We start from the raw sequence: 24960 nt of genomic DNA on the forward strand, positions 1-24960 counted from the left end.
GTTCCACTTCCGACCTCGGCCGCAGTCGGGCAGGCGCGTGCCGCGGGTTTTCGCCCCCGCCACTTGCCGCCACGCCGGCGTCCCGGCACACTCCGCATCCTGTCACGTTGCGGAGAATCCCATGAACGACGCCACCGGCCAGCGGTCCTTGCGCATCCCCACCTTCGATGACGTGCTCGCCGCGCAAGCGCGTATCGCCGGCAAGGCGCACCGCACCCCGGTCCTCACCTCGAGAACCGCCGACGAGCAAGCCGGCGCGACCCTGTTCTTCAAGGCGGAGAACCTGCAACGCGTCGGCGCCTTCAAGTTTCGCGGCGCCTACAACGCGATCTCGGCGATTGCCCCGGACATCAGAAGGAATGGCGTCGTCGCCTATTCGTCCGGTAACCATGCACAGGCGATCGCGCATGCCGCACACCTGCTGGGCGTGCCCGCCACCATCGTGATGCCGCACGACGCGCCCGCCATCAAGGCGCAGGCAACCCGCGGCTACGGTGCGACGATCGTCTTCTACGACCGCTACACGGAAGATCGCGAGGCGATCGGCCGCCGGATCGCGGCTGAAACCGGTGCCAGCCTGATCCCGCCCTATGATCATCCAGACGTCATCGCCGGCCAGGGCACGGCGGCACTCGAACTGATCGAGGACGTCGGCCCGCTCGATGTGCTGGTGGTTCCGCTCGGCGGCGGCGGTCTGCTCGGAGGCTCTGCACTTGCAGCCTGCGCGCTTTCCCCCGATTGCGCCGTCTACGGCGTCGAGCCGGAAGCTGGCGACGACGGCCGGCAGTCGCTCGCAAAGGGCGAGGTCCTGCATATCCCGGTGCCGAAATCGATCGCCGACGGCGCCCTGTCCACCCATGTCGGCTATCACAACTTCCCGATCCTGCAGGACAAGGTGGAAGGCATATTCACCGTCTCCGATGCGCAACTGGTCGAGACGATGCGCTTCTTCGCCGAGCGGATGAAGATCGTCGTGGAGCCGACCGGCTGCCTGGCCGCGGCAGCGGTGCTCAACGGCATTGTCCCCTGCAGCGGCAAGCGGGTCGGCGTCATCCTCAGCGGCGGCAATGTGGATGTCGCAACTTTCGCACGCCTCCTTGCTGCAGAATAGCGCCGGATCCTCAAGCAGCGTCCGCTTGCTCCCTCGCCATCGTCATGGTCAGTCGCCGGATGGCCGCTCAGGCGGGCATGGCCTCAATAATCCGTCGGCACCGTCAGCACTTCGGCATCGGGGGTGTCGAGGAAGCTCCTGACGGTGGCGGGCAACTGCCTGGACGTGAAGGGCAGCACGCCGCAGCGTGACAGCATCTGGCGGAGGTCCGGCTCCTGGCCGATATGACGCCAGATCATCCGTGAGGCATAGGGCAGGTTTTCCTTGCGCCAGGAGACCCCCATGGTCGTACCGCGCAAGTACACGCGCTGGTGCACCTCGAATGGCATCAGGATCGTCTGGGACAGCATCGGCTGCTGGCCGACGCTGCGCTCGGCGATGAAGATGCGGTTGCGCCAGAAGGTGACCAGCCCGACATATTTCGAAAACTGGTGGATCTCGTTTACCGCGTCGTGGATGCGCTCGATCGACTTCACCCGGATCGCCCCGTCATCCTCATAAATGCGCGCGCAGGAGCAGACAACCAGCCCCGGCCAGGAAGGCGAAATATGATAGGTCTGGTAGTATCCGACATGCCGGCGGAGTGCTGCGAGGTCCCCGGGAAAGCCGTCGAGCAGCCCGCGTGCCGACGATCGGTCGCGATCAGGGCGCGTCAGCCGCGCCGCAAACAGTTTGGGCGCGAGGTCAAGGTCCTGCGGGGTTATGCCGAAGAAGGCGGCGATGCGTCCGGTATTGTGCGGCGAAGGCCGCGCCTCGCCGCTGATATAGCGGTTGAATTGCTGCCGGTTCAGCCCGATTTCGCGGCAGATCTGCGAGATCGACCGCCGTGTCGAGCAGGCGAAGCGCAGGTTTTGCGGGAACGGGTCGGGATCTGGCAAGACGCACCTCCGAGAGTATGGCCGCAACAGCGTAAACTAGCGTAATCTAGCATCAAGTCGCGAAATTGTGTAGCGCATATGAAGCGATAGGTTCCCCCGTTGAAACATCCAGTTAAGGGAACTTCAGCATGACCGACTTCACCAGGCGCCCCGACGGACTGATCGTCCCGACCGAGATCAATCGCCGCAGCTTCCTTGCCGGCACCGCCGCGCTCGGCATCGCCGCCGGCCTTGGCGGCACGCTGGTGGCCACGGGCGCGCATGCGCAGGAGCCGACGCGGGGGGGCCATCTGAAGCTCGGCCTCAAGGGTGGCGCCGCCACCGATGTGCTCGACCCGGCGACCTACAGCGCCTCCGTGCTCTTCGTCATCGGCCGTCTTTGGGGCGACACGCTGGTGGAGACCGATCCCAAGACCGGCGGCGCCCTGCCGTCGATCGCGGCGTCCTGGGAGCCGTCCGCGGACGCCTCGGTATGGACCTTCAAGATCCGTGACGACGTCTCCTTCCACGACGGCAAGAAAATGACGGTCGCCGACGTGGTCGCCACCCTGAAGCGCCATTCCGACGAAGGCGCCAAGTCCGGCGCACTCGGCCTGATGAAGTCGATCAAGACGATCGAGGAAAAGGCTGGCGACCTTGTCATCACGCTCAGCGAAGGCAATGCCGACCTGCCGCTGCTTCTGACCGACTATCACCTGATCATCCAGCCGAACGGCGGCGTCGACAATCCGGCGGCCGCCGTCGGCACCGGCCCCTACAAGCTTTCAAGCTACGAGGCAGGCGTACGCGCCACCTTCGAAAAGAATGCCGCCGACTGGCGCTCCGATCGAGGCTTCGTCGATTCCGTCGAGATCATCGTGATGAACGACGCGACGGCACGCATCGCCGCGCTTTCGTCCGGACAGGTCCACTTCATCAACAACATCGATCCGAAGACCGTGCCGCTCCTGAAGCGCGCGCCGCGCGTCGAGATCATCCGCAGCGCCGGCAAGGGGTTCTACTCGTTCCTGATGCACTGCGACACCGCCCCCTTCGACAACAACGACCTGCGGCTGGCGCTGAAGTACGCGATCGACCGCCAGGCGATCCTCGACCGCGTTCTCGGCGGCTACGGCACGCTCGGCAACGACTACCCGGTCAACGCCAACTATGCACTCGCCCCCGACGACATCGAGCAGCGCGCCTACGATCCCGACAAGGCAGCCTTCCACTTCAAGAAGTCCGGCCATGACCGTCCGGTCCTGCTGCGCACGTCCGACGCCGCCTTCGCCGGCGCAGTCGATGCCGCCGTCATCTTCCAGGAAAGTGCCAAGAAGGCCGGCATCGAGATCGAGGTCCGCCGCGAGCCGGAGGACGGTTACTGGACCAACGTCTGGAACGTCCAGCCCTTCTGCGCCTCCTACTGGGGCGGTCGTCCGACGCAGGATTCGCGCTACTCCACCTCCTACCTCTCGACGGCGGAGTGGAACGACACCCGATTCAAGCGCGAGGACTTCGACAAGCTCCTGCTGCAGGCCCGCTCGGAACTGGATGAAGCCAAGCGCAAGGACCTCTACCGCACCATGGCGCTGATGGTCCGCGACGAGGGCGGCCTGATCCTGCCGGTGTTCAACGACTACGTCATGGCCGCCTCGACGTCCGTGAAGGGCATCATCGACGACATCGGCAACGACATGTCGAACGGCTACATCGGCAGCCGCGCCTGGATCGCGGCATAAGGCGAAAGACGGATCGGAAAATGACAATGACCGAACGAAATTTTACCGTGATCGAGAACGAGTGGATCACGCTTGCGGACGGCACGCGGCTCGCCGCGCGCATCTGGATGCCTGATGGCGCCGAGCGTGACCCGGTGCCCGCCGTGCTCGAATTCCTGCCCTACAGGAAACGCGACGGGACCTGTGCGCGCGACGAATCCACCTATCCGGTGTTCGCTAGCGCTGGCATCGCCGGCGTGCGCGTCGATATCCGCGGCTCGGGCGAGTCCGACGGCGTCATCGACGGCGAATACACGCCGCTGGAGCTTGCCAACGCCTGCGAGCTGATCGCCTGGATCGCCGCGCAAGCCTGGTCGAACGGCGCGGTCGGTATGATGGGCATCTCCTGGGGCGGTTTCAACTGCCTGCAGGTGGCCGCCCTCAAGCCGCCGGCGCTGAAGGCGGTGATCTCGATCGCCTCCACCGTCGACCGCTATAACGACGACATCCACTACAAGAACGGCACGCATCTCTCCGCCCAGCTCTCCTGGGCGGCGACCATGCTCGCCTACCAGTCCCGCTCGCCCGATCCGGAGATCGTCGGCGACCGCTGGAAGGAGATGTGGCTGGAGCGGCTGGAAAACGAGCCCTTTTTCATGGAGGAGTGGCTGCAGCACCAGCGCCGCGACGAATTCTGGAAGCACGGCTCGATCTGCGAGGACTTCAACGGCTTCGACGTCCCGGCGCTCGTCATCGCCGGCTGGGCCGACGGCTACCGCAATACACCGCTGAAGGCCGTCGAGGGTCTCGGCTCCAAGGCCAAGGCGCTGATCGGCCCGTGGGTCCACAAATATCCGCACTTCGCCTGGCCGAAGCCGCGCATGGATTTCCACGCCGAAGCCATCGCCTGGTGGAACCGCTGGCTGCGCGGCGAGGAAAACGGCGCGGAGAACTGGCCGCAGGTGCGCGCCTATATCCAGGACGGGCCGAAGCCGTCTTTGCGGCGCGAGTTCGATCCCGGCACCTGGATCGCCAAGAAGGAATGGAGCGCACCGGACATGGAGTGCTTCTATGTCGAGCAATACGGCACGCTTGCGCCCGGCATGCCGATCGCCGGTGCCTCGAACCACGACCACTACCTGCGCTCGCCGCTCGACACCGGCACCATGTCCGGCGAATGGTTCACGCTGAAGCCGGATGCCGAGATGGCGCTCGACCAGCGCCTCGACGATGCCGGTTCGCTGGTGCTGGAGACGGCGCCGCTGACCGAGGCCCGCGACTATCTCGGCCAGCCGGTGCTGGACCTCCAGCTCTCCTGCGAGGCTGACATCGCAAACCTTTGCGCGCGCATCGTCGATATCCATCCGGACGGCACCGCCACTCGCGTCTCCTTCGGCGTGCTCAACCTCGCCCATCGCGACGGCAATGCCGAGCCGAAGCCGATGAAGAAGGGCGAGAAGACCGAGGTCCGTCTCGTGCTCGACGCGATGGGCTACCGTTTCCCGGCCGGCCACCGCATCCGCCTGTCGCTGTCCACCTCCTACTGGCCGACGATCCTGCCGCCGCCGACCGACCCCGGCCTGACGATCGATCTCGCCAGCCTCGGTCTGGCGCTGCCGAAGCTTGGGCGCCACGAGGCCATTTCGCTGCCGGAACCGGCCAACAAGGACCCGCTGCCGAAGTACAACGAACTGGAACCGGGCGAGACCGCCCGCAGCGTCGAGCGCGATCTCACCAACGGCCTGTGCGAGTACACGATCTACGAGGACACCGGCCTGTCGGAACACCCCGGCACGGGGCTTGCAACGCGGCAGGTGCGCGACGAGCTCTGGTCGATTGCCGATGGCGACCCGCTCTCGGCGACGGGCACTTCCACCTGGACCTGCGACATGCAGCGCCCCGGCTGGTTCGTCCGCACCATCTCGACGGCAACGATCGCGTGCACGCAGACCGACTGGCTGATCTCCGCCAGCATCCGCGCCTTCGAAGGCGAGGACGAAGTCTTCCAGAAGACCTTCGAAAAGAAGATCGCTCGCGATTTCATGTGACATGGTCGCCGCCCCTGCCGGGGCGGCACCAGCTTGCGGCGCCCGTGCGGCCTGCCGGCCCTATCGCAGCGGCTTCTGCCCGTCACGGTAGAGGATCATGCCGCCGTGGTGGAGCACATCGTCGATGAAGTCGCCGTCGGCGGTGAAACCGGTGTCGTCCCAGTATTCGATATGGTCGCCGGTCACCTCATAGCGCCCCTTGTAGGCGCCCTCGCGGCTGCCGCGCGCCTCGACGTAGCGGCCATTCGGCAGCAACTCGTGGCGGACGTGGCCGTCCTCGGTGATCCACATCCCTGCATAGGGATGGCTGTGGTGGGCATCGGAAGCGGTATTCATCTGGGCATGACCTTTCTGGACTGATGCAAGCGTTGCAGAAACGGCGATCACGCCCGCCGTGAAAATCTGTAGGCCGTTCATCCCTGCCTCCTCACTGCTGCGCCTCGCGGCGTTGGGAAAAGAGCTCGGAAAGCGTCTGCGACGCGGCGATCGCCTTCGGGAATCCGGCCGGCACCGTCACCATGTAGACGACCTCCTTCAGTTCCTCCTCGCTCACGCCGATGTTCAGCGCGTAGCCGGCATGGACCTTCATGAACACCCGCTCGCCGAGCGCCGCAAAGGCGGCGACCGCAGCCAGCTGGCGCGTGCGGTTGTCGAGGCCGGGCCGCGACCAGACGTCGCCGAGCGCATAGGCCTCGGTCGCCTCCGCGAGGAATGGAAACTCTTCCCGCATCCGCTCCAGCGTTTGCTGCGGAACGCCGTTGTTCAGGCTGCGAACGACGGCGTCGCCACGAATGAGGCGCTCCTCGGTGGTATCGGCGGCAGCGGCGAGCGGCATGGCGCAGAGAAGCAGAGCGGCGAAAATTCCGGTATCGAAACGCATGACAGGCCTCCTCAGGTGCTTGCGGTCGGACGGACGACGATCTCGCTGGTATCGACGTCGGCCGGCTGTTCGATCACGTGACGGATTGCGGCTGCGATCGCCTCCGGCTTCAGCGCAATGCTGCGATAAGCGACCATCGCCTCGGCGGCGGCAGGGTCGGTGATCGTGTCGGCCAGCTCGGATTCGACCACGCCCGGATAGACGCAGGTGACACGGATCTTGTCATTCTCCTGCCGGAGACCATCCGAAATCGACCGCACCGCATATTTCGTGGCGCAGTAGACGGCTGCCGTGGGAACGACGTACAGGCCGCCGATCGAGGAGACGTTGATGATCTGGCCGTGGCCCTGCGCGTTCATCGTCGGCAGCACCGCCGCGATCCCGTGCAGCACGCCGCGGATGTTGACGTCGATCATCCGGTCCCATTCCTCGACCTTCAGCGAGCTCATCGGCGACAGCGGCATCACGCCCGCATTGTTGACGATCACGTCGATGCGGCCGTAGGCGTCGAGCGCGGCGCGTGCGAAACGTTCCACGTCCTGCCGGACCGTCACGTCGAGCGCCCGCATGGCGATCGTGCCGCCGGCGGCCTCGACCTCTTCCTTCAGGTCGGACAGGCGCTCGGTGCGGCGGGCGCCGATCATCAGTTTCGCGCCGGCCTTGCCGAGCTCCCGTGCAAGCGCAGCGCCGATGCCGCTGCTGGCGCCGGTGATCAGGATCACCTTCTCGGATATGCTGGTCATCGTTTCATCCTTTCATCGCGAGCCGCGGCCGTTTCAGCCGGGCAAGGCAAGGATGGCGTCAACGCATGTCCGCGCGGTAGCATGGAGTTCCGCAGTTCTTGCACGATCCTCCGAAAGGCCTGCAGGTCCCATTGGCATACGTCCCTGATTGCGCGAAGCTGCGTCCATGACGAACTTGACGAACTTGACGGAATTGAAACAGCTGATCGCGCGGCACGCGCCTGACGAAGGCTTCTTCGACACGGCCGTGCCCGCCCTGACGCTGATCCGCTCGCAGGCCGTGTCCGATCCGGTGCATACGCTCTACGACCCATCGTTCTGCCTCGTCGCCTCCGGCCGCAAGCGGGCGCGCATCGGCAGCCGCGAGATGGTCTATGAGACCGGCGGATGTCTGGTTGTCGGCATCGACCTGCCGATCATCGGTGCCGTGATCGAGGCGAGCGCCGACGAACCCTATCTCTGCCTGAAGCTCAGCCTCGATCGCGGGACGATGGCCGATCTGCTTTTGCAGGATTCCCGATCCGGCGATGCTCCCCCGCCCCCCGAACGCCCTGGGGCCGCCGGCATCCTGGCCGCCACGCCGGAACTGATCGATGCCGCCGCGCGACTCGTCCGGCTGCTCGATGCGCCGCAGGATATCGCCGTCCTGGCGCCGCTGGTCGTCCGTGAGATCCACTATCGGCTGATGACCGGCCCGCAGGGGACGATCCTGCGCCAGATCGCAAGCGGCGAGAGCCATCTCGGCCAGATCGGCCGGGCGGTGGCCTATCTCTGCGACAACTATGCCGCGCCGACCCGGATCGAGGACCTCGCCCGCATCGCCGGCATGAGCCCCTCCTCATTCCACGAGCACTTCCGCACCGCGACCGCGATGAGCCCGCTGCAGTTCCGCACCCGCCTGCGCATGCACGAGGCGCGACGGCTGATGGTCGCAGAAGGACTGAGCGCCGCCGAGGCCGGGTTCCGCGTCGGCTACGACAGCCCTTCGCAATTCAGCCGCGACCATGCGCGCATCTACAGCCGTCCGCCGCGGCGCGACCTGTTGCGCATGCAGGCCGAGCAGGCCTACTGATACGGCTATCTCGATCACGGGCAGGCATGCAACGCGCACGAATTCGTGTTCGGCAGCGTACATGAATACGGGCCTGCCGCCGCCGGCTCGCCACTTTTCGAGATCAGCTTCGCCTCGGCAGCGATTCGCATGCCAGATGGGATCGATGCGTCTTTGGAGGAGGCGAGATAAACCTGGAAGTGTTGCCGGTGGCGCGAGACCCGCAAGGACGGCTAAAACTATTCCGCAAGACGGGCTGGAAACAGACTAGGGAATGATTATCTGAAGCCTTCGCAGGCCGGGCCTTGCCTTCGGCGAGCAGATCGCCGAAAGGACACCGCGCCACGGCCTGGAATTTTCCGGGCGCCGCGCCTGACCGCGGCGGACGTATAGCGACATTTTTATCTGCGCAGCATGACGCGGGGATCGGACGTCCCGGCCTGCGATGCTGCGCGAGGAGCAAACGATGACGATCCTGCAGCGCGCCATCGCGTCCGCGGATACCGCCCTTTCCGTCGAGCGCCGCTTCGACGCCCCCGTTCCGGTCGTCTACCGCTTGTGGACGGCGCCGGAACTGTTGGCGCTCTGGTGGGGACCGCACGACTTCACCACGCACTCGATCGTCATGGATTTCCGCCCCGGCGGAACGTGGTCGGCCGTGATCCGCTCGCCGTTCGGGGAAGACACGGTGATGTCGGCGCTCTACCGCGACATCGTCGAGAACAGCTCCATTTCGTTCGCGCTACAGAACGATGAAGGCGAGGAGAGCGAAGTCGCCGTGGCCTTTCAGGCCGTCAATGGAACGACGCGACTGACGGTCCGCCAGTCGCCGATGGCGCACCCTGCAGAAGCGGAAGCCTTCCGGGACGGCTGGAAGGAGTACCTGGACAGGCTCGAATCCTATCTGCTCCGCCGTCACTGGGGCGAGCGCTGAAAACGCCGGTCGCGGGCGCGCGGCAAGCTACCGCTATGCGCCACTCCCGGAGAGCGCTGTGAGGACCTGAAGCGCCCGCTCGCCGTCCGCCGCAGGCACGAACACGTGGTCATGGTGGAAGGCGGCAACAACGTTTGCGCTGATACCCTGGCGCGAAAGGGCGGTGGCGATGGCGGCTGTCAGGCCGACGGCCTCGAGCGAGGAGTGCACGCTGAGCGTGATCAGCCGCATCGGCGCGCTGCACGCAATCCCCTCGCCTGCCGCCACCGCGACAGGCAGGATCAGCGTCATCCCCTCTTCCTCCCTAAACGTCCCGAGCGCGTCGAGATGGCGCAACCGTTCCGCCTCTGCGAACGGCAGGCTGCAAAAGACGAACAGTCCGTCTTTCAGCGTCGGCCGCATCTCGCAGACGAGTCTGTCCAGATCGGTAAGGCCGCTCACGTCCCCTCCCGCCCGGCGAAGTCGGCAACGGCGCTGCACAGCGCCGCAAAACCTGTCGCCGCACCTTCGCTCATGTGGCGCGCCCTCAGCCAGGCATGGATCATCTGCGGCTCCTCGCGGAAGCGGACCTCCACGCCGGCCAGCGCAAGCCGGGCCGCATACTGGCGCGCATCGTCGCGCAGCGGATCGAAGAACGCCCCGGTGATGAAGGTCGGCGGCAGGCCTGAGAGATCCACATGGGCGAGCGGAAATGCGTAGGGATTGGCCTGCGGCGCCTGATAGATGTCGCGATAGTAGAGCACGTCAGCGGTCGAAAGCCCCGGTGCCTCGGCCATCTCCACATAGGAGCCGGCCGACGTATCGCCGCCGAGTCCCGGATAGACCAGCGCCTGGCCGGCGATGCCCGAAAGCTGTTCGTCGCGCGCCTTCAGCACGAGGCCGGCGACGAGATTGCCCCCGGCGCTGTCGCCGATCAGCACGACCGGCCCCTTGCCGCGCAGCAGATATTTCAGCACCTCGAAGCAGTCCTCGAACGCGGCGGGCCACACATGCTCCGGCGCCAGCCGGTAGTCGACCGAGATCAGCTCGGCACCGGCCGCTTCGGCAATCTCCGCGCAGATCGCGTCGTGGCTCTGTAGCGATCCGACGACGAAACCGCCGCCGTGGACGTAACAGAGCCGCGTCTCGGTCGTCACCCGCGCCGGACGGTAGCGCCGTGTGGGGATGCGGCCGAGCACCAGCGCCTCCTCGCGGATCATGCCGGCCGGCGACGGCTGGTCGAACTCGGCGCAAAGCGCATCGTACCATTGCCGCTGCTGGGCGATCGACGCATCGACGGCATCGGCGGGATAGAAATCCTCGCAGCGCTTGTGGAAGGCGAGAATGCCGGCCTCGGTGGGGACAGGTTTTGCGGGTACAGTCATCTTCTCTCTTCTTTCATGCACGCCGGATGGCGGATCGCGGCGATCGCAGGATAGGACACGCGGCGGCCCCGATCGCGACAGCAGGAATGCGGCGGCCCCTTGCCTGTCGTCAAGGCCCCATATTAACTGCCGGCCATGGCCTTTACCCTTCGTCAGTTGCAATATTTCGTCGCCGTCGCAGAACAGGGATCGGTGACCCGCGCCGCCCAGATCCTGTCGATCTCGCAGTCCTCGATCACCGAGGCGGTGAAGGAGCTGGAAAGCGACCTCGGCGTCGAATTGTTCGAGCGCCACCCGCGCGGCCTGACGACCACCCACAACGGCCACCAGTTCCTCCGGCATGCGACCAAGATCCTCGCCAGCGTCTCCGATGCGCGCCGTTCCTTTTCCGACAATCCCTCGACCGAAAAGCGGCAGCTCAATCTCGGCGTCACCTCACTTGTCGCGGGCTACGTGCTCTCCGATCTTCTGGCCCGCTATCGCCGCGCCTTTCCCGGTGTCGAGGTCAGCGCCATCGAGGACAACGGCTCATATCTCGAACACCTTTTGATCGGCGGCGAACTCGACGTCGCCGTCATGGTCATCTCCAACCTCCGCGACCGCATGGCGCTTCAGGCGGAGATCATCGAGACCTCACCCTATCGTCTCTGGCTGCCGCTTGGCCATCCGTTGGTCTCCGCCGAGATCATCTCGGTCGGGGACATCACCAAGGAACCGCTGATCATGCTCACGGTGGACGAAATCGAGGAAAACACCGGCAAGTTGCTCTCCGCCCTCGGCGCCCGCCCGCATGTGGCCTTCCGCACCCGCTCGGTCGAAGCGGTGCGCAGCCTGGTGGCGACCGGAGCCGGCATTGCGCTGTTGCCCGACCTCGTCTACCGCCCCTGGTCGCTGGAAGGCGACCGCATCGAAAGCCGCGACGTCTCCGGGGCGCTGCCGGTGGTGCAGGTCGGCATGGTCTGGCGCAAGGGCTCCAGCCTGCCGCAGTCGGCCCGCGATTTCGTGGGGATCGCCGAGGCGCTTCGCAGCGGCCGCGGACGCTGAAACACCCGCCTGGTCGTGTACGTCGCCTCGGGTGCTGCAGTTCCCGGTTGGCTGGAATGCCAGGCTGGGGCCGGGCGAGAGTGCTCGACCGCGCTGAGCGGTCCTGTATCCACATGCGTTTCGTAGCGCTTCCACTCGATTTCGGAATTTCCGATATCGCCATTCTGATTAATGAATTTGCGAAAGCGGCAGAAACGGGGCACGCTTCTTTCCGGGAACAAGACCGCGCATCAAGCGGACAAACCGGGAGATTATCATGAAGCGATTTTTGCATTCCTGCACCGCGCTGACCCTGTCGCTCTCATTCGCCACCGCCGCCGTGGCACAGGAGCCGCTGAAGGAACTCGGCGCGGGCGAAGGCGAGGTTTCGATCGTCGCCTGGGCCGGCTATATCGAGCGCGGCGAGACAGACAAGAACTACGACTGGGTCACCGACTTCGAGAAGAAGACCGGCTGCAAGGTTTCGGTGAAGACAGCGGCGACCTCCGACGAAATGGTGGCGCTGATGAACGAGGGCGGCTTCGACCTCGTCACCGCTTCCGGCGACGCCTCGCGGCGCCTGATTGCCGGCAAGCGCGTCCAGCCGATCAACACCGACCTGATCCCGAGCTGGAAGACGGTGGACGAGCGGCTGCAGAGTGCGCCGTGGAACACGGTGAACGGCGTCCACTACGGCACCCCCTACCTCTGGGGTCCCAACGTCCTGATGTACAACACCGAGGCCTTCAAGGGCGAAGCGCCGAAGAGCTGGAACGTCGTCTTCGAGGAGACGACGCTGCCGGACGGCAAGTCGAACAAGGGCCGCGTGCAGGCCTATGATGGCCCGATCCATGTCGCCGACGCCGCCAACTACCTCATGCACCACAAGCCCGAACTCGGCATCAAGGATCCCTACGAGCTCAACGAAGAGCAGTACAAGGCGGCCCTCGACCTTCTGCGCGTCCAGCGCACCCTGGTCGGCCGCTACTGGCACGACGCCATGATCCAGATCGACGACTTCAAGAACGAGGGCGTCGTCGCCTCCGGCTCCTGGCCCTTCCAGGTCAACCTCCTGAAGGCGGAGAAGCAGCCGATCGCCTCGACCTTCCCCGAGGAAGGTGTCACCGGCTGGTCGGACACGACCATGCTGCATGCCGAAAGCGAGCACCCGAACTGCGCCTACATGTGGATGGAACATTCGCTCTCGCCTAAGGTGCAAGGCGATGCCGCCGCCTGGTTCGGCGCCGTCCCCTCCGTTCCCACCGCCTGCAAGGGCAACGCGTTGCTGACCGACGAGGGCTGCACCACCAACGGCTTCGACAACTTCGAAAAGATCAGGTTCTGGAAGACGCCGGTGTCCAAGTGCGAGAGCCAGGGCGAATGTGTGCCCTATCACCGCTGGGTCTCCGACTACATCGGCGTGATCGGCGGGCGTTGAGGCCGTTTTATCCCTCCCCCTTGTGGGGAGGGTGGCCCGACAGGGCCGGGAGGGGTCCGCAAAGACCAAGTCCCCTCCCCAACCCTCCCCACGAGGGGGAGGGAGACCGTTTCCATGTGCCGCTCCGATCCCGGTCATTCACCGAGGACTGCCGCATCGTGCCGCACAAACTGTTGCTACCCGGAGTTCGACGCCCATGACCACCGCCGTCCTGTTCGACAAGGTATCCCGCCATTTCGGCGCCGTGCGCGCCGTCGACGGCGTCGACCTTGCCATCACCGAGGGCGAGTTCTTCGCCATGCTGGGGCCGTCGGGTTCCGGCAAGACGACCTGTCTGAGGCTGATGGCCGGCTTCGAGCAGCCGACGGACGGGCACATCGAGATCTTCGGCGAGACGGCCGAAGGCGTGCCGCCCTACCGGCGCAACGTCAACACCGTATTCCAGGACTACGCTCTTTTTCCGCATCTCTCGATCCTTGAAAACGTCGCCTACGGCCTGATGGTCAAGGGCGTGGCGAGGGAGGAAAGATTGAAGGCGGCCGAGGCGGCACTCGCCATGGTCAAGCTGCCGGGCTACGGCACGCGTCGGCCCGGCCAGCTCTCCGGCGGCCAGCGCCAGCGCGTCGCGCTCGCCCGCGCCCTCGTCAACCGTCCGCGCGTCCTCCTTCTCGACGAACCGCTCGGCGCGCTCGACCTGAAGCTGCGCGAGCAGATGCAGGAGGAACTGAAGACGCTGCAGAAGTCGCTCGGCATCACCTTCGTCTTCGTCACCCACGACCAGGGCGAGGCGCTGTCGATGGCCGACCGCATCGCCGTGTTCAACGACGGAAAGATCCAGCAGCTCGGCACTCCCGAGGAGGTCTACAAGCGGCCGCAGACCCGCTTCGTCGCCGATTTCGTCGGTTCCTCCAACGTTCTCTCGCCGATCTTCGTCAAGAGGCTCGGCTACCCCGCCCGCTACGCCAGCCTGCGCCCCGAGGCGCTGTCGCTCGGCGAAGGCACGGGCGGGCGCAAGAATGTGACCGGCAGGCTCGTGGCCACGAATTTCCTCGGCGCCTCGAACAGGCTGACGATCGAAGCCGACGAAGGCACGCGGATCGCCGCCATGGTCCCGGCCTCGATTGCCGTGCCCGAGCAGGGCAGCGGCGTCACCCTCTCCTTTGCTGCCGAAGACCTGCACCTGATGGATGATGCGGCATGAGCGCGATCACGGACAACAGCATCCTTGAAAGCCGCCCCGGCACGCTCAGCCGCTTGTCGGATTTCTTCTGGCGAAATCCGAAGATCCTGCTTTTTCTGATGCTTGCCCCCCCGCTTCTTTGGCTCGGCATCGTCTATCTCGGCTCGCTGTTCGCGCTGCTGCTGCAGAGCTTTTTCTCGATCGACGAGTATTCGGGGCTGATCAACTACGAGTTCACGCTGGACACCTACCGCCAGTTGCTGATCCCGTCGAACTTTGACATCATCCTGCGCACCGTCGTCATGGCGGCGCTGGTGACGCTTGCATCCGCCCTGATCGCCTTCCCGATCGCCTACTACGCCGCCCGCTACGCCCGCGGCAAATGGAAGGCGCTGTTCTACCTCGGCGTCATGCTGCCGCTGTGGTCGAGCTACCTCGTCAAGATCTACGCCTGGAAGCTGATCCTCGCCAAGGAAGGCATCCTCACCTGGATCTTCGCCAAGCTGCATCTGACATGGCTGCTCGATGGATGGCTGTCGCTTCCGATCGTCGGCGGAAACTCGTTGTCGATCAGCTACACCGGCACCTTCATCGTCTTCGTCTATGTCTGGATGCCCTTCATGATCCTGCCGATCCAGGCAGCCCTCGAACGCGTGCCGGGCAACCTGATCGAGGCTTCCGCCGATCTCGGCGGCCATCCCGCGCAGACCTTCCGCTACGTGCTGTTTCCCCTGGCGCTGCCCGGCATCATCGCCGGCTCCATCTTCACCTTCTCGCTGACGCTCGGCGACTACATCATCCCGCAGATCATCGGTTCGTCGCGTCTCTTTATCGGCCAGGCGGTCTATGCCCAGCAGGGCACCGCCGGCAACATCCCGCTCGCCGCCGCCTTCACCGTGGTGCCGATCGTCATCATGGGCCTCTATCTCTGGATGGCCAAGAAACAGGGGGCCTTCGATGCGCTCTGACCGCTCCACCTCCGCCCCCCTCGGCCTGAAGATCGCAGCCGGCGCCGGCCTGCTCTTCCTGCACCTGCCGATCCTTTTGATCTTCCTCTACGCGTTCACCACGGAAGAGAAGAGCTACCAGTTTCCGCCGCCCGGCTACACGCTGCAATGGCTCTCGGTCGCCTGGAACCGGCCCGACGTCTGGCAGGCGCTGGGCCTCTCCGTCCGCGTCGCCTCGATCGCCACCGCGATCGCGCTGGTGCTCGGTACGCTGTGTGCGGCGGCCGTCAGCCAGACGCGCTTCTTCGGCCGGGAGACGATTTCGCTGCTGGTCATCCTGCCGATCGCGCTGCCGGGCATCATCACCGGCATCGCGTTACGCTCCGCCTTCTCCGTTGCCGAGATCCCGTTCTCGTTCTGGACGATCATACTCGGCCACGCCACCTTCTGCGTCGTGGTTGTCTACAACAATGCGGTGGCGCGCTTCCGCCGCGTCTCCGGCTCGCTGATCGAGGCCTCGATGGACCTCGGCGCCGATGGTTTCCAGACCTTCCGCCATGTCATCCTGCCCAATATCGGCACGGCACTTCTCGCCGGCGGCATGCTGGCCTTCGCGCTGTCATTCGACGAAGTGATCGTCACCACCTTTACCGCCGGCCAGCAGCAGACGCTGCCGATCTGGATGCTGGAGGAACTGGTGCGGCCGCGCCAGCGCCCGGTGACCAACGTCGTCGCCATGTTCGTGGTGCTCGTCACCCTGCTGCCCATTCTCGCAGCCTACTACCTCACCCGCGAAGGCGACCAGGTCGCCGGCGGCGGCAAATAGAACAACGAATTGGACTAAGGGAGATTCCTGATGGACACTGAGATGCTGATCGGCGCACGCTTCGAAGCCGGCACGGAGAGCGAGGAGCACATTCTCAACCCCAAGACGGGCGAGACGGTCGCCGAGCTGCCCGAAGCCTCGCACGCCCAGATCGACGCCGCTGTCGATGCCGCCGAGAAGGCCTTCCGCGGCTGGTCGATGACGACGCCCGGCGAGCGCTCCGCCTACCTTCTGAAGATCGCCGACGCGATCGAACGCGATGCCGACGGCTTCGCGGCGCTTGAAGCGCTGAACTGCGGCAAGCCTATCAACGCCGTCCGCAACGACGAGATCCCGGCGATCATCGACTGCTGGCGCTTCTTCGCCGGCGCCGTTCGCTCGATGACGGCGACGGTTGCGGGCGAATACCTGCCCGGCCACACTTCGATGATCCGGCGCGACCCCATCGGCATCGTCGGCTCGATCGCGCCATGGAACTATCCGATGATGATGATGGCGTGGAAGCTGGCGCCGGCGATCGCAGGCGGCAATACCGTCGTCTTCAAGCCGTCGGAGCAGACGCCGCTGACGGCGCTGAAAATGGCGAAGCTTCTGGCCGACATCCTGCCCGCGGGCGTCGTCAACATCGTGCTCGGCCGCGGCGAGACCGTGGGCAACGCCCTGATCAATCACCCGAAGATCAACATGGTCTCGATCACCGGCGACGTCGCAACCGGCAAGAAGGTGCTGGCCGCAGCCTCGAAGACCGTCAAGCGCACCCATCTGGAGCTCGGCGGCAAGGCACCGGTCATCGTCTATGGCGACGCCGATCTCGAAGCGGTGGTAAACGGCATCCGCGCATTCGGCTATTACAATGCCGGCCAGGACTGCACCGCCGCCTGCCGGATCTACGCAGAGAAGGGCATCTACGACAAGTTCGTCGCCGAGCTATCCGCCGCCGTCGCGACCATCCGCTACAATCAGCCCGACGACACCGAAAACGAGATCGGCCCGCTGATCTCCAAGCGCCAGCGCGATCGCGTCGCGAGTTTCGTAGAGCGCGCAGCCGACGTGAAGCACATCGAGATCACCACCGGTGGCGCGCCCGGCAGCGACAGGGGTTTCTTCTTCCAGCCGACCGTCGTCGCCGGCGCAACCCAGGAGGATGAGATCGTCCGCCGCGAGGTCTTCGGCCCGGTCGTCTCCGTCACCCGCTTCGAGGGTGAGGAGCAGGCGATCGGCTGGGCCAACGACAGCGACTACGGCCTCGCCTCGTCTGTCTGGACGAAGGACATCTCCAAGGCAATGCGCGCTGCCGCCCGCCTGCAGTACGGCTGCACTTGGATCAACACCCACTTCATGCTGTGCAACGAGATGCCGCATGGCGGCGTCAAGCAGTCCGGCTACGGCAAGGACATGTCCGTCTATGCACTGGAAGACTACACCGCGGTCCGTCACGTGATGATCAACCACGGTTGAAAAGGCCCGCTCACCCGGCGGGCAAGGCTCGCCGGGTACTCCGTTTCCATGGCTCGCGGAACAATTTCCACTCTCAAGCGTATCCCTCTGCGGTTCAAGAGAGGACACTGCAATGCTGAAATGGGCCCTGATCTTTCTCGTGATTTCGCTGGTTGCCGGTTTCCTCGGCTTTCGCGGCGTTTCCTCGGCGGCGGCCACCGTCGCCAAGGTGCTGTTTGCGATCGCGCTGATTCTGTTCCTGATTTTCGTCGTGCTCGCCTTCATGGCAGGCAGCGCTGCACTTTAGCGATTCCCCGTATCTCTCCTTAAAGCTGAAAAAAGAAAGACCGCCACTACCTTGGCGGTCGCTTTTTTGTTGCGCATCGGCAACATCGCCACAAACATGACATTTTCAGTCATATAAACCTTGCACATCGCCATAACATGATCAGAACAGTCATCTTATCGACTTAGTAACATCATGAGATTTTGCCGATGCCACTGACCTCCTCGCCGATGCGCCGCACGCTTGTCCTTGCGCTTGCCGGAACCTCCCTCCTGACCCTGTCCCTTTCGGCGCGTGCGCAGGATCAGGCTGCCGCGGCATCAACCGAGGGCACCACCACGCTGGAGGAGATCGTTATCGACGGCGGCAGCGGCGGCGTGATCACGGCGGATGGCTACGTCGGCAAGAGCAGCGCGACCGGCGCGAAGGTCGATACACCCTTCCTCCAGACCCCACAGTCGGTGTCGTCGGTGACCAAGGCCCAGTTGGAGGACCGCAACCCGCAGAACCTCATCGACACGGTCGCCTACACCCCGGGTGTACGCGTCAATGCCTACGGCTTCGATCCGCGCTTTGATTCTTTTTCCGTCCGCGGCTTCGATGTCCTCTACACGGGCGTCTTCCGCGACAACCTGCGCCAGCCCGGCGCCAGTTCCTCGGTCTTCAAGACCGAGCCATACGGCCTTGAGGGTGTCTCGATCCTGCGCGGTCCCTCGTCCGCCCTCTACGGCGCGACCGGTGCCGGCGGCCTTTTCAATCTTGTCACCAAGCGTCCGACGGAAGAAACCCTGCGCGAGGTACAGCTTCAGTACGGCAGCCACGATCGTTTCCAGGGCCAGTTCGACTTTTCGGGTGCCGTGAACGACACCGATCCGTTCTACTATCGCCTCACCGGGCTGGCGCGCAATTCCGATACGGAGCAGGTCGGCGTCCCCGACGACCGGATCTACATCGCCCCGGCCTTTACCTGGCAGCCCGACGACGACACCCGCCTGACGGTTCTGGGCGAATACTCCCGCACCAAGACCGGCGGCACGGCGGCCTACTACTACGACTCCACGGCCGGCAAGGTCACGGACTTCTTCTCCGGCAACCCCGCCTTCAACGATTCGGTACAGAACCAGGGCCGCATCGGCTATGAATTCGAGCATCGCTTCAACGAGACCTTCACCTTCCGCCAGAACGTCCGCGCCTCGACGCTGAACATCGACGCCGACTGGGCCTTCGCCTATGCCCCGAATGCCGTCGATCCGACGCTGATCGATCGCAGCGCCGGCACCTTCGACGAGCGCCTGTCGGCCATCGTCATCGACAACCAGCTCGTCTCCGAGTTCGAGACCGGAGCCTTCAGCCATACGCTGCTGACAGGTGTCGACCTGATGAAGCTGCGCTACCGGTCGCTGGGCGGCTACGGCGTTTCGCCGCCGCTCGACACCAACGATCCGGACCGCGGCGACCCCGTCGATCCGATCCCGTTCAGCGAGCGCGTCGATCAGGACCAGTGGCAGGTCGGCACTTACTTTCAAGACCAGATCCGCTACAACGCCTGGACCCTGACGCTCGGCGGTCGCTATGACTGGGTTTCGACCGACACGGACTCGACCGATCTTCTGGGCGGCACCGTCACCACGCTCGACCAGAGCGACCGTGCCTTCTCCAAGCGCGTGGGCCTGACCTACGAATTCGACTTCGGCCTGGCACCCTACGCCAGCTATTCGACCGCCTTTGCGCCGAACGCAGGCTTCAACCAGGAAACCGACGCGCCGTTCAAGCCGACCGAAAGCGAACAGGAAGAAGTCGGCGTCAAGTATCTGCTGCCGAACAGCAACACCATGCTTTCAGCAGCCCTGTTCAACATCGACCAGGAAAACGGTCTCTACTACACGGTCGTCGACCTGCCGACCGGCCCGGCCAACGTCCAGGTCCAGCGCGGCAAGCTTCGCTCGCGCGGCCTCGAGCTCGAGGCCAATACCAGCCTGGACAACGGCCTGTCGCTGACCGCCTCCTACACCTACACGGCAATGAAGATCATCGAAGGCCCGGAAGCGACGATCGACAACGACGTCTCCTCCGTTCCGCGCCACCAGGCAGCCCTGTGGGCCTTCTACACCATGCCGGAAGACACCGCGCTCGACGGCCTCGGCGTCGGCGGTGGCGCCCGCTTCATCGGCTCCAGCTACGGAAACGACGAGAACACGATGGAGAATGGCTCCCGCGTCCTGTTCGACGCAGCCCTGCGCTATGACTTCGGCGCCCTGGACAAGAAGATGGAAGGCCTGGCACTGCAGGTCAACGCCACCAACATCTTCGACCGCCGCGATCCGGTCTGCTCGGCAGGCTTCTGCTACAAGGACCAGGGCCGCACGGTGATCGGCTCTCTCAAGTACACGTGGTGATCCATTGAGCGCTGTCCCTCCCAGGACTGACGAGACCGTCTTCGGGCCGCAAGGCCTGAGGGCGGTCTTTGCCGGTGAGCATGCCTGGTGCGGCGAGAAGATGATGCTGTCTTCCGAGCTGGCAGACGGCATCCCCGTCCGCCAGTTCTTCGAGGGCGGCGCGTTTGCGGACGGGCTCGAGACCTATTCGAAGGCGCACGGTGTGGACCGTCGAGCCGCCGCGTCGTTCTGGTCACTCTATTACTTTTCGGCGCTGTCGATCCCATACATCGTCGCCCGCCGCGCCGAACTCGCGCTTCCGATCGGCATCGACGAGATGACGATCGCGCTTGGGGACGACGGCCTGCCCAGGGCGTTTGGTCTGCCGCGTGTCGGCGACTGGTGCGAGAGCGGCGCGCCGACGGAGATCGCCATGCCTCTGGTGACCGGGCATCTGGGCGAAGTCATCGCCCGTTTGAAGCAGCACGCCGGCATCGCGCCCAAGCTTGGCTGGAACAATGCGGCCGTCTACCTCGACTACGCACTGAACAGCACCTCCACCGATCCCGCCGCCGGCCCGGATCCCTGGCCCGCTCGTGAATTGTTCGAAGAGGCCTGCCTGCCGGATGGCTCGCCCAACCCCTTCAAGGGTTGCCTGCGCCACGAGATGGACGGTGAGCAGATCCATTGCCGTCGCAAGGTATGCTGTCTGCGCTACATGCTGCCCGGTATTCCAAGCTGCGGCGAACTGTGTGCCCTGCCTGCCCAAAGGAAGCATTGACGTGCTGCGAACTGCCACCCTCTTCCTCTTCCTCGTGCTGCTGCCGTTGCATGCCTGCCTGGCGGACGAGCGCTGGCCGCTGACGGTGACCGACGCGCTGGGACGCGAGGTGACGATCCCCGAGAAGCCGAAGGCGGTTCTGCTCGGCAGCGGCTTCAACCTGATCGCGCTTTCCCTGATCCATCCCGATCCGGTCAGCCTGCTTGCCGGCTGGGCCGGCGACATGAAGGGCGACAATCCCGCCATCTACGAGAGCTTCCGCCGGAAGTTCCCTGAGATCGACGATGTGCCCCTGATCGGCGACGGCACCGGCAATTTTTCCTTCGAGGCCATACTGTCGCTGAACGCGGATCTGGCGATCCTCGCCAACTGGCAGGCCAATACCGAGCTGGGGAAGCAGGCGATCCAGTATCTCGAACAGATCGACGTCCCCGTCGTCGTCGTCGATTTCAACAGCGATGCCCTGAAGAACACCCCCGACAACATGCGTCTCCTCGGGCGGATTTTGGAGCGCGACGAGCAGGCGGAAGCTTTTGCCCGCTTCTACGAGGACAGGGTGAAGCTGATCCGCGACCGTGTCGCCGCCCATCCCGAACCCGGCCCGACCGTCTTGATGGATGCCTTCCCCAACGACCAGACCTGCTGCTATGCCTATGGTACCGGAGGCCTGGGGGAGTTCATCGGCATTACCGGCAGCAGGAACATCGCAGCCGACCTCCCCCGCCAGGGCGGCATGGTCAGCATCGAATACATCATCGCCGCCGATCCGCAGGCCTATATCGCCACCGCCTCGCCAGGCGGCACGTACAGCGCCTTCTCCGTCGGTCCGGGCGTTCCCGCAGACGAAGCGCGACAGACGCTGAAAAGGGCGACCGAACGACCGGTGCTGGCCGACCTTTCGGCTATACGGAACGGCCGCGTCTACGGGCTCTGGAACTTCTTCAACGCCGTCCCCCTGAACATCCTCGCCGCCGAGGCCTTCGCCCACTGGCTGCGCCCCGATCTCTTTGCCGACATCGATCCGCAAAAGAGCCTCGAAGAGATCAACGCCCGCTTTGCCGCCGTGCCCTTTGAGGGCGCCTACTGGATCAGCCTGAAGGAGTGAGGGCGTGGGCGACGGGGTCGCCCGGGCACACGTGGCATCGTCACTGCACTCCGCGAGAGCGAAACCATTGCCGCATCTGCGACCTCGTCCCCTCTCCCCGCCCGCGGGGAGAGCTAGGGTGAGGGGCAACCGCCCTGCCTGGCAGCACATCCTTCCGAGAGCCGACGGTCTCCTCAACCCCCGCCGTCTGCCTCCGCGAAGCAATCTCGTCGGAATGCATCGAAACCCGAACACAGCCCCATCACGAATGCGAGAGCCCATCCCCGAAAGCCCCGCTTCGCCTGCGATTTCCGTTCCGCCGACCCTTGCCATCCCCAATTGCGTGGTTGCAACGGTCTTTTGGCTTTGGTCGCAGCAGGCTATATGAAGGGTCGGGAGGATCTTGATGATCTGGGCATTCGCAGTCGTCGCCGTCGCCGTTCTCTATCTTGCCTTGCGCTTCAAGCGTTTCCAGAGCTGGGTCGAGCCTGTCCTCACCATCACGGTCGCGATCGGGCTGGCGAGTGCAGCGCTTATATGGCTGACGGACAGCCGCAGCGTTACGCCCGAACCGGTCGTCCCGCGCAATGCGGTCGCGCCTGAGGATATCATGCTCTCCGATATGAAATTCGCCGTCGGCCAGCCGGTCACGAGCTATCGTGTCACCGGCGTGATCACCAACAACAGCACCGCCACGCTGCAGTCGCTGCGCCTGAGCATTACGCTTGAGAATTGCCCCGGTGGCGCCTGCACGCCGGTCGGGACGGACGCCGGCCTCGTCGTGGCACGCGTGCTCCCGGGTGAGAGCCAGCCCTTCACCACCTTCGCCGTCTTCACCGGCAGCGACCTGCTGCAGATCACCGAGCCAAAGTGGACATGGGCCGTCAGCGACGTGCGCGCGCTGCCGCGTTCGATCCCGGCCCAATAAGGCGCCGCGACCGGGCTCCAACGTCCCGGCCCACCTGCCCTGCTCAGAAGTAGATGCGAAACTTCTCCCGTATCGCCCGGTCGATCTCGCGGTCGAACAGCGGCCCTCCCGCTTCGGCAAGGATCCGGTTCTTCCGCTCGATCGCCTTGGCCACGAGGTCAGGCCTGCCGATTTCCGCCCACTCCTTGGGGCTTGTCCGGTCCGCGACGGCCGGGTAGATGTATTCGGTCTGCATCAAGGAAAGCGTCTGCGGATCGCCCAGATAGTGCCCCGGTCCGCCGAGGCAGACGGAGCGCATCGTCTCCAGCGACACGGTGTCCTCGGTAACGTCGATGCCGCGGATGCAGCGCTGCACCTGGCCGAGCAGGTCGTCGCCGAGCACCAGGCTTTCCAGGCAGAAACCCAGCAGCGAGGCATGCATGCCGACCGCCTCGTAGACCATGTTGAGCCCGGAAAGCCCCGCCATGACGTTCGAGATCGCCTGTTCCCAGCCGGCCTGCATGTCCGGCAGCTTGGAATCGGCAATGCCGGCGGCGGCCCCGCCGGGCAGGCCATAGAACTGGTGCATCTGCGCGCAGCCGGCCGTGAGCAACGCCTGCTCGCCGGAGCCGCCCGACATCGCCCCGGTGCGAAGGTCGGAGACGAACGGCCAGGTGCCGAAGATCGCGGGATGGCCGGGCGCCATGGCGTTGACATAGACCACTCCCGCCAGGCATTCGGCCATCGCCTGCACGATCGCGGTCGCCAGCGGCGCCGGCGCCGTCGCGCCCGCCTGCCCCGCCGAGAGCAGCAGGATCGGCATGCCCGCGCGGATGCAGGCTTCCATGGTGATGCAGCTCTCCTCGGCGAACTTCATCGGCGGTACGACGAAGCAGTTGGAGTTCGACACGAACGGCCGCGCCCGCCACTTTTCCTCGCCGCCGGCCATCATGTGGATCAGGTCGAAGCAGCCGGCGACATGCGACGGATCCGAGAAGCTCGTGCCGACATGTTTGGAGGTACCCGCGCAGCATCCGTAGAGCGTGTTGATGTCCATCAGGAAATTGTCGGCCACGTCGCGGCAAACCATCGCCCGCTGGAAGAAGTGGACGTTGTCGAGATGATGAACGAGCTGGGCCGCGTTGTAGAGATCCTTCGCAGTCGATTCGCGATATTCCCGCTTCTCGACGTCGACGATGTGCACCGCCGCCCCCGCCGTGCCGTAATAGACGCGCGTGCCGGTCAGTTCGAGGTCGTATTTCGGGTCCCGGCCGTAGAGCGTGATGTCACGGGCGGCGAGCGCCAGCATGTCCTCAACCAGCGCGCGGGGAAAGCGGATGCGACCGTCTTCGCCGAGGATCGCGCCGGCGCCGGTCATGATCTCGATGCCGGACTTCGGCGCATTGGCAAGGCCGATGTTCTCCAGCGCGTCGAGTGCCGCTTCGTGGATGCGGCGCACAGCCGCCTCCGTCAACGGCTTGTATTGTCCGCCCGGCAGGCCCGGGCGAACGGGGCGGACGTTCTCCGCCAGCGGTGCCGCCCGCATGGCGACGCGCGCGGCGCGGCCGCCGGCGCGTCGGGACGTCTGGGTTGCGTCAGCTATGCTCATTGCGCCCTCCACCTGCTGCAGCTTTGCGCGGGCATTGCACGCGAAAGCAGATCCAGAACTTCAACTCGGCTGCCTAGTCCCTTGAATCGACTCCATTCCCATCAATCCGACGTCCTCCAGAAACGCCGGCAAGGCGGCATGTTCTCGCTCGCACCTGCAGCGCTGCTTGCCGCGACCGAGCCCACAAGCACCGTCATGCCGAACCCGATCCGGCATCCAGCGCGCGCAAGTCCTTGCGCGCGGGAAGTGCACTCTCTCACGCCGCCGACGCGGCGTGGCTGGACCCCGGATCTCGTCCGGGGTGACGGAGATGGACGGATGCCGGCACGACCGACACGGCCCGCATCCCCATGTCCCATCG

The 24960-nt window shown here is 65.0% G+C and carries 23 protein-coding genes; 16 read left to right on the forward strand and 7 right to left on the reverse strand.

Going from position 1 to position 24960, the window contains the following annotated elements:
* Positions 1-121: 121 nt before the first annotated feature.
* Entirely contained in the window at positions 122-1111 is a 990-nt protein-coding gene (locus HV823_RS14885) for a threo-3-hydroxy-L-aspartate ammonia-lyase (protein WP_176950508.1), read from the forward strand.
* Positions 1112-1194: 83 nt separating this feature from the next.
* Here the strand turns inward: HV823_RS14885 and HV823_RS14890 are convergent, their stop codons facing one another.
* Positions 1195-1989 carry a helix-turn-helix domain-containing protein gene (locus HV823_RS14890; RefSeq protein ID WP_176950509.1) on the reverse strand — a complete coding sequence of 265 codons (795 nt, stop codon included), beginning with the start codon at positions 1987-1989 and terminating at the stop codon, positions 1195-1197.
* 128 nt (positions 1990-2117) lie between these two features.
* Between HV823_RS14890 and HV823_RS14895 the strand changes: the two genes are divergently transcribed.
* Together HV823_RS14895 and HV823_RS14900 are read left to right on the forward strand one after the other, a co-directional pair.
* Entirely contained in the window at positions 2118-3707 is a 1590-nt protein-coding gene (locus tag HV823_RS14895; RefSeq protein ID WP_176950510.1) for an ABC transporter substrate-binding protein, read from the forward strand.
* A 26-nt stretch (positions 3708-3733) separates the two neighbouring features.
* Positions 3734-5734, forward strand: a complete 2001-nt coding sequence (locus HV823_RS14900; RefSeq protein WP_176950511.1) for a CocE/NonD family hydrolase — start codon at positions 3734-3736, stop codon at positions 5732-5734.
* Between the two features lie 60 nt (positions 5735-5794).
* On the opposite strand, the gene HV823_RS14905 is transcribed toward HV823_RS14900, so the two are convergent.
* The 3 genes from HV823_RS14905 to HV823_RS14915 form a co-directional block, all read right to left on the reverse strand.
* The gene (locus HV823_RS14905) at positions 5795-6070 is read right to left on the reverse strand and encodes an Atu4866 domain-containing protein (protein ID WP_425487669.1); all 276 of its coding nucleotides are present in this window, start codon (positions 6068-6070) and stop codon (positions 5795-5797) included.
* A 91-nt stretch (positions 6071-6161) separates the two neighbouring features.
* Complete coding sequence (locus tag HV823_RS14910) at positions 6162-6569, reverse strand: carboxymuconolactone decarboxylase family protein (RefSeq protein WP_210270809.1); 408 nt, start codon at positions 6567-6569, stop codon at positions 6162-6164.
* Positions 6570-6625: 56 nt separating this feature from the next.
* Positions 6626-7357, reverse strand: coding sequence for an SDR family oxidoreductase (locus HV823_RS14915; protein ID WP_176950514.1), 732 nt, complete (start codon positions 7355-7357; stop codon positions 6626-6628).
* Between the two features lie 166 nt (positions 7358-7523).
* Between HV823_RS14915 and HV823_RS14920 the strand changes: the two genes are divergently transcribed.
* Positions 7524-8429, forward strand: a complete 906-nt coding sequence (locus HV823_RS14920; protein WP_176950515.1) for an AraC family transcriptional regulator — start codon at positions 7524-7526, stop codon at positions 8427-8429.
* Between the two features lie 445 nt (positions 8430-8874).
* A complete protein-coding gene (locus tag HV823_RS14925; protein WP_176950516.1) occupies positions 8875-9342 on the forward strand; it encodes an SRPBCC family protein in 468 nt (155 codons plus the stop codon).
* A 33-nt stretch (positions 9343-9375) separates the two neighbouring features.
* On the opposite strand, the gene HV823_RS14930 is transcribed toward HV823_RS14925, so the two are convergent.
* Positions 9376-9783 (reverse strand): ACT domain-containing protein, encoded by a 408-nt coding sequence (locus tag HV823_RS14930; protein WP_176950517.1) that lies wholly within the window; start codon positions 9781-9783, stop codon positions 9376-9378.
* Entirely contained in the window at positions 9780-10706 is a 927-nt protein-coding gene (locus HV823_RS14935) for an alpha/beta hydrolase (protein ID WP_176950518.1), read from the reverse strand. Before HV823_RS14935 ends, HV823_RS14930 begins: the two co-directional genes overlap by 4 nt.
* 135 nt (positions 10707-10841) lie before the next feature.
* Between HV823_RS14935 and HV823_RS14940 the strand changes: the two genes are divergently transcribed.
* From HV823_RS14940 to HV823_RS14985, 11 genes are all read left to right on the forward strand, one after another.
* A complete protein-coding gene (locus HV823_RS14940) occupies positions 10842-11750 on the forward strand; it encodes a LysR family transcriptional regulator (protein WP_097139822.1) in 909 nt (302 codons plus the stop codon).
* A 256-nt stretch (positions 11751-12006) separates the two neighbouring features.
* Positions 12007-13167: an ABC transporter substrate-binding protein gene (locus HV823_RS14945; protein ID WP_176950519.1), complete on the forward strand. Its 1161-nt coding sequence runs from the start codon at positions 12007-12009 to the stop codon at positions 13165-13167.
* 196 nt (positions 13168-13363) lie between these two features.
* A complete protein-coding gene (locus HV823_RS14950; protein WP_176950520.1) occupies positions 13364-14368 on the forward strand; it encodes an ABC transporter ATP-binding protein in 1005 nt (334 codons plus the stop codon).
* A complete protein-coding gene (locus tag HV823_RS14955; protein WP_176950521.1) occupies positions 14365-15315 on the forward strand; it encodes an ABC transporter permease in 951 nt (316 codons plus the stop codon). Before HV823_RS14950 ends, HV823_RS14955 begins: the two co-directional genes overlap by 4 nt.
* Complete coding sequence (locus HV823_RS14960) at positions 15305-16120, forward strand: ABC transporter permease (RefSeq protein WP_176950522.1); 816 nt, start codon at positions 15305-15307, stop codon at positions 16118-16120. The genes HV823_RS14955 and HV823_RS14960 overlap by 11 nt, the downstream gene beginning before the upstream one ends.
* A gap of 30 nt (positions 16121-16150) precedes the next feature.
* Entirely contained in the window at positions 16151-17578 is a 1428-nt protein-coding gene (locus HV823_RS14965) for a gamma-aminobutyraldehyde dehydrogenase (protein ID WP_176950523.1), read from the forward strand.
* A gap of 112 nt (positions 17579-17690) precedes the next feature.
* A complete protein-coding gene (locus HV823_RS14970; RefSeq protein ID WP_176950524.1) occupies positions 17691-17864 on the forward strand; it encodes a DUF1328 domain-containing protein in 174 nt (57 codons plus the stop codon).
* 188 nt (positions 17865-18052) lie between these two features.
* On the forward strand, positions 18053-20239 hold the full coding sequence (locus tag HV823_RS14975; RefSeq protein ID WP_176950525.1) for a TonB-dependent siderophore receptor: 2187 nt from the start codon (positions 18053-18055) through the stop codon (positions 20237-20239).
* A 100-nt stretch (positions 20240-20339) separates the two neighbouring features.
* On the forward strand, positions 20340-20999 hold the full coding sequence (fhuF, locus tag HV823_RS26715) for a siderophore-iron reductase FhuF (RefSeq protein WP_246301478.1): 660 nt from the start codon (positions 20340-20342) through the stop codon (positions 20997-20999).
* Position 21000: 1 nt separating this feature from the next.
* Positions 21001-22104: an ABC transporter substrate-binding protein gene (locus HV823_RS14980; RefSeq protein WP_343051866.1), complete on the forward strand. Its 1104-nt coding sequence runs from the start codon at positions 21001-21003 to the stop codon at positions 22102-22104.
* 385 nt (positions 22105-22489) lie between these two features.
* Positions 22490-23011 (forward strand): hypothetical protein, encoded by a 522-nt coding sequence (locus tag HV823_RS14985; RefSeq protein ID WP_176950527.1) that lies wholly within the window; start codon positions 22490-22492, stop codon positions 23009-23011.
* Between the two features lie 43 nt (positions 23012-23054).
* Here the strand turns inward: HV823_RS14985 and HV823_RS14990 are convergent, their stop codons facing one another.
* The gene (locus HV823_RS14990) at positions 23055-24599 is read right to left on the reverse strand and encodes a trimethylamine methyltransferase family protein (protein ID WP_176950528.1); all 1545 of its coding nucleotides are present in this window, start codon (positions 24597-24599) and stop codon (positions 23055-23057) included.
* Positions 24600-24960 lie beyond the last annotated feature (361 nt).

The organism is Mycoplana rhizolycopersici, assembly GCF_013378445.1.
GTDB lineage: Bacteria > Pseudomonadota > Alphaproteobacteria > Rhizobiales > Rhizobiaceae > Mycoplana > Mycoplana rhizolycopersici.

Excerpts from the sequence above, each read along its gene's own strand:
- HV823_RS14885 (WP_176950508.1), top strand. The coding sequence starts at position 122 with ATGAACGACGCCACCGGCCAGCGGTCCTTGCGCATCCCCACCTTCGAT.
- HV823_RS14895 (WP_176950510.1), top strand. The coding sequence starts at position 2,118 with ATGACCGACTTCACCAGGCGCCCCGACGGACTGATCGTCCCGACCGAG.
- HV823_RS14900 (WP_176950511.1), top strand. The coding sequence starts at position 3,734 with ATGACCGAACGAAATTTTACCGTGATCGAGAACGAGTGGATCACGCTT.
- HV823_RS14905 (WP_425487669.1), bottom strand. The coding sequence starts at position 6,070 with ATGAATACCGCTTCCGATGCCCACCACAGCCATCCCTATGCAGGGATG.
- HV823_RS14910 (WP_210270809.1), bottom strand. The coding sequence starts at position 6,569 with ATGCCGCTCGCCGCTGCCGCCGATACCACCGAGGAGCGCCTCATTCGT.
- HV823_RS14915 (WP_176950514.1), bottom strand. The coding sequence starts at position 7,357 with ATGACCAGCATATCCGAGAAGGTGATCCTGATCACCGGCGCCAGCAGC.
- HV823_RS14920 (WP_176950515.1), top strand. The coding sequence starts at position 7,524 with ATGACGAACTTGACGAACTTGACGGAATTGAAACAGCTGATCGCGCGG.
- HV823_RS14925 (WP_176950516.1), top strand. The coding sequence starts at position 8,875 with ATGACGATCCTGCAGCGCGCCATCGCGTCCGCGGATACCGCCCTTTCC.
- HV823_RS14935 (WP_176950518.1), bottom strand. The coding sequence starts at position 10,706 with ATGACTGTACCCGCAAAACCTGTCCCCACCGAGGCCGGCATTCTCGCC.
- HV823_RS14940 (WP_097139822.1), top strand. The coding sequence starts at position 10,842 with ATGGCCTTTACCCTTCGTCAGTTGCAATATTTCGTCGCCGTCGCAGAA.
- HV823_RS14945 (WP_176950519.1), top strand. The coding sequence starts at position 12,007 with ATGAAGCGATTTTTGCATTCCTGCACCGCGCTGACCCTGTCGCTCTCA.
- HV823_RS14950 (WP_176950520.1), top strand. The coding sequence starts at position 13,364 with ATGACCACCGCCGTCCTGTTCGACAAGGTATCCCGCCATTTCGGCGCC.
- HV823_RS14955 (WP_176950521.1), top strand. The coding sequence starts at position 14,365 with ATGAGCGCGATCACGGACAACAGCATCCTTGAAAGCCGCCCCGGCACG.
- HV823_RS14960 (WP_176950522.1), top strand. The coding sequence starts at position 15,305 with ATGCGCTCTGACCGCTCCACCTCCGCCCCCCTCGGCCTGAAGATCGCA.
- HV823_RS14965 (WP_176950523.1), top strand. The coding sequence starts at position 16,151 with ATGGACACTGAGATGCTGATCGGCGCACGCTTCGAAGCCGGCACGGAG.
- HV823_RS14970 (WP_176950524.1), top strand. The coding sequence starts at position 17,691 with ATGCTGAAATGGGCCCTGATCTTTCTCGTGATTTCGCTGGTTGCCGGT.
- HV823_RS14975 (WP_176950525.1), top strand. The coding sequence starts at position 18,053 with ATGCCACTGACCTCCTCGCCGATGCGCCGCACGCTTGTCCTTGCGCTT.
- fhuF (WP_246301478.1), top strand. The coding sequence starts at position 20,340 with ATGATGCTGTCTTCCGAGCTGGCAGACGGCATCCCCGTCCGCCAGTTC.
- HV823_RS14985 (WP_176950527.1), top strand. The coding sequence starts at position 22,490 with ATGATCTGGGCATTCGCAGTCGTCGCCGTCGCCGTTCTCTATCTTGCC.
- HV823_RS14990 (WP_176950528.1), bottom strand. The coding sequence starts at position 24,599 with ATGAGCATAGCTGACGCAACCCAGACGTCCCGACGCGCCGGCGGCCGC.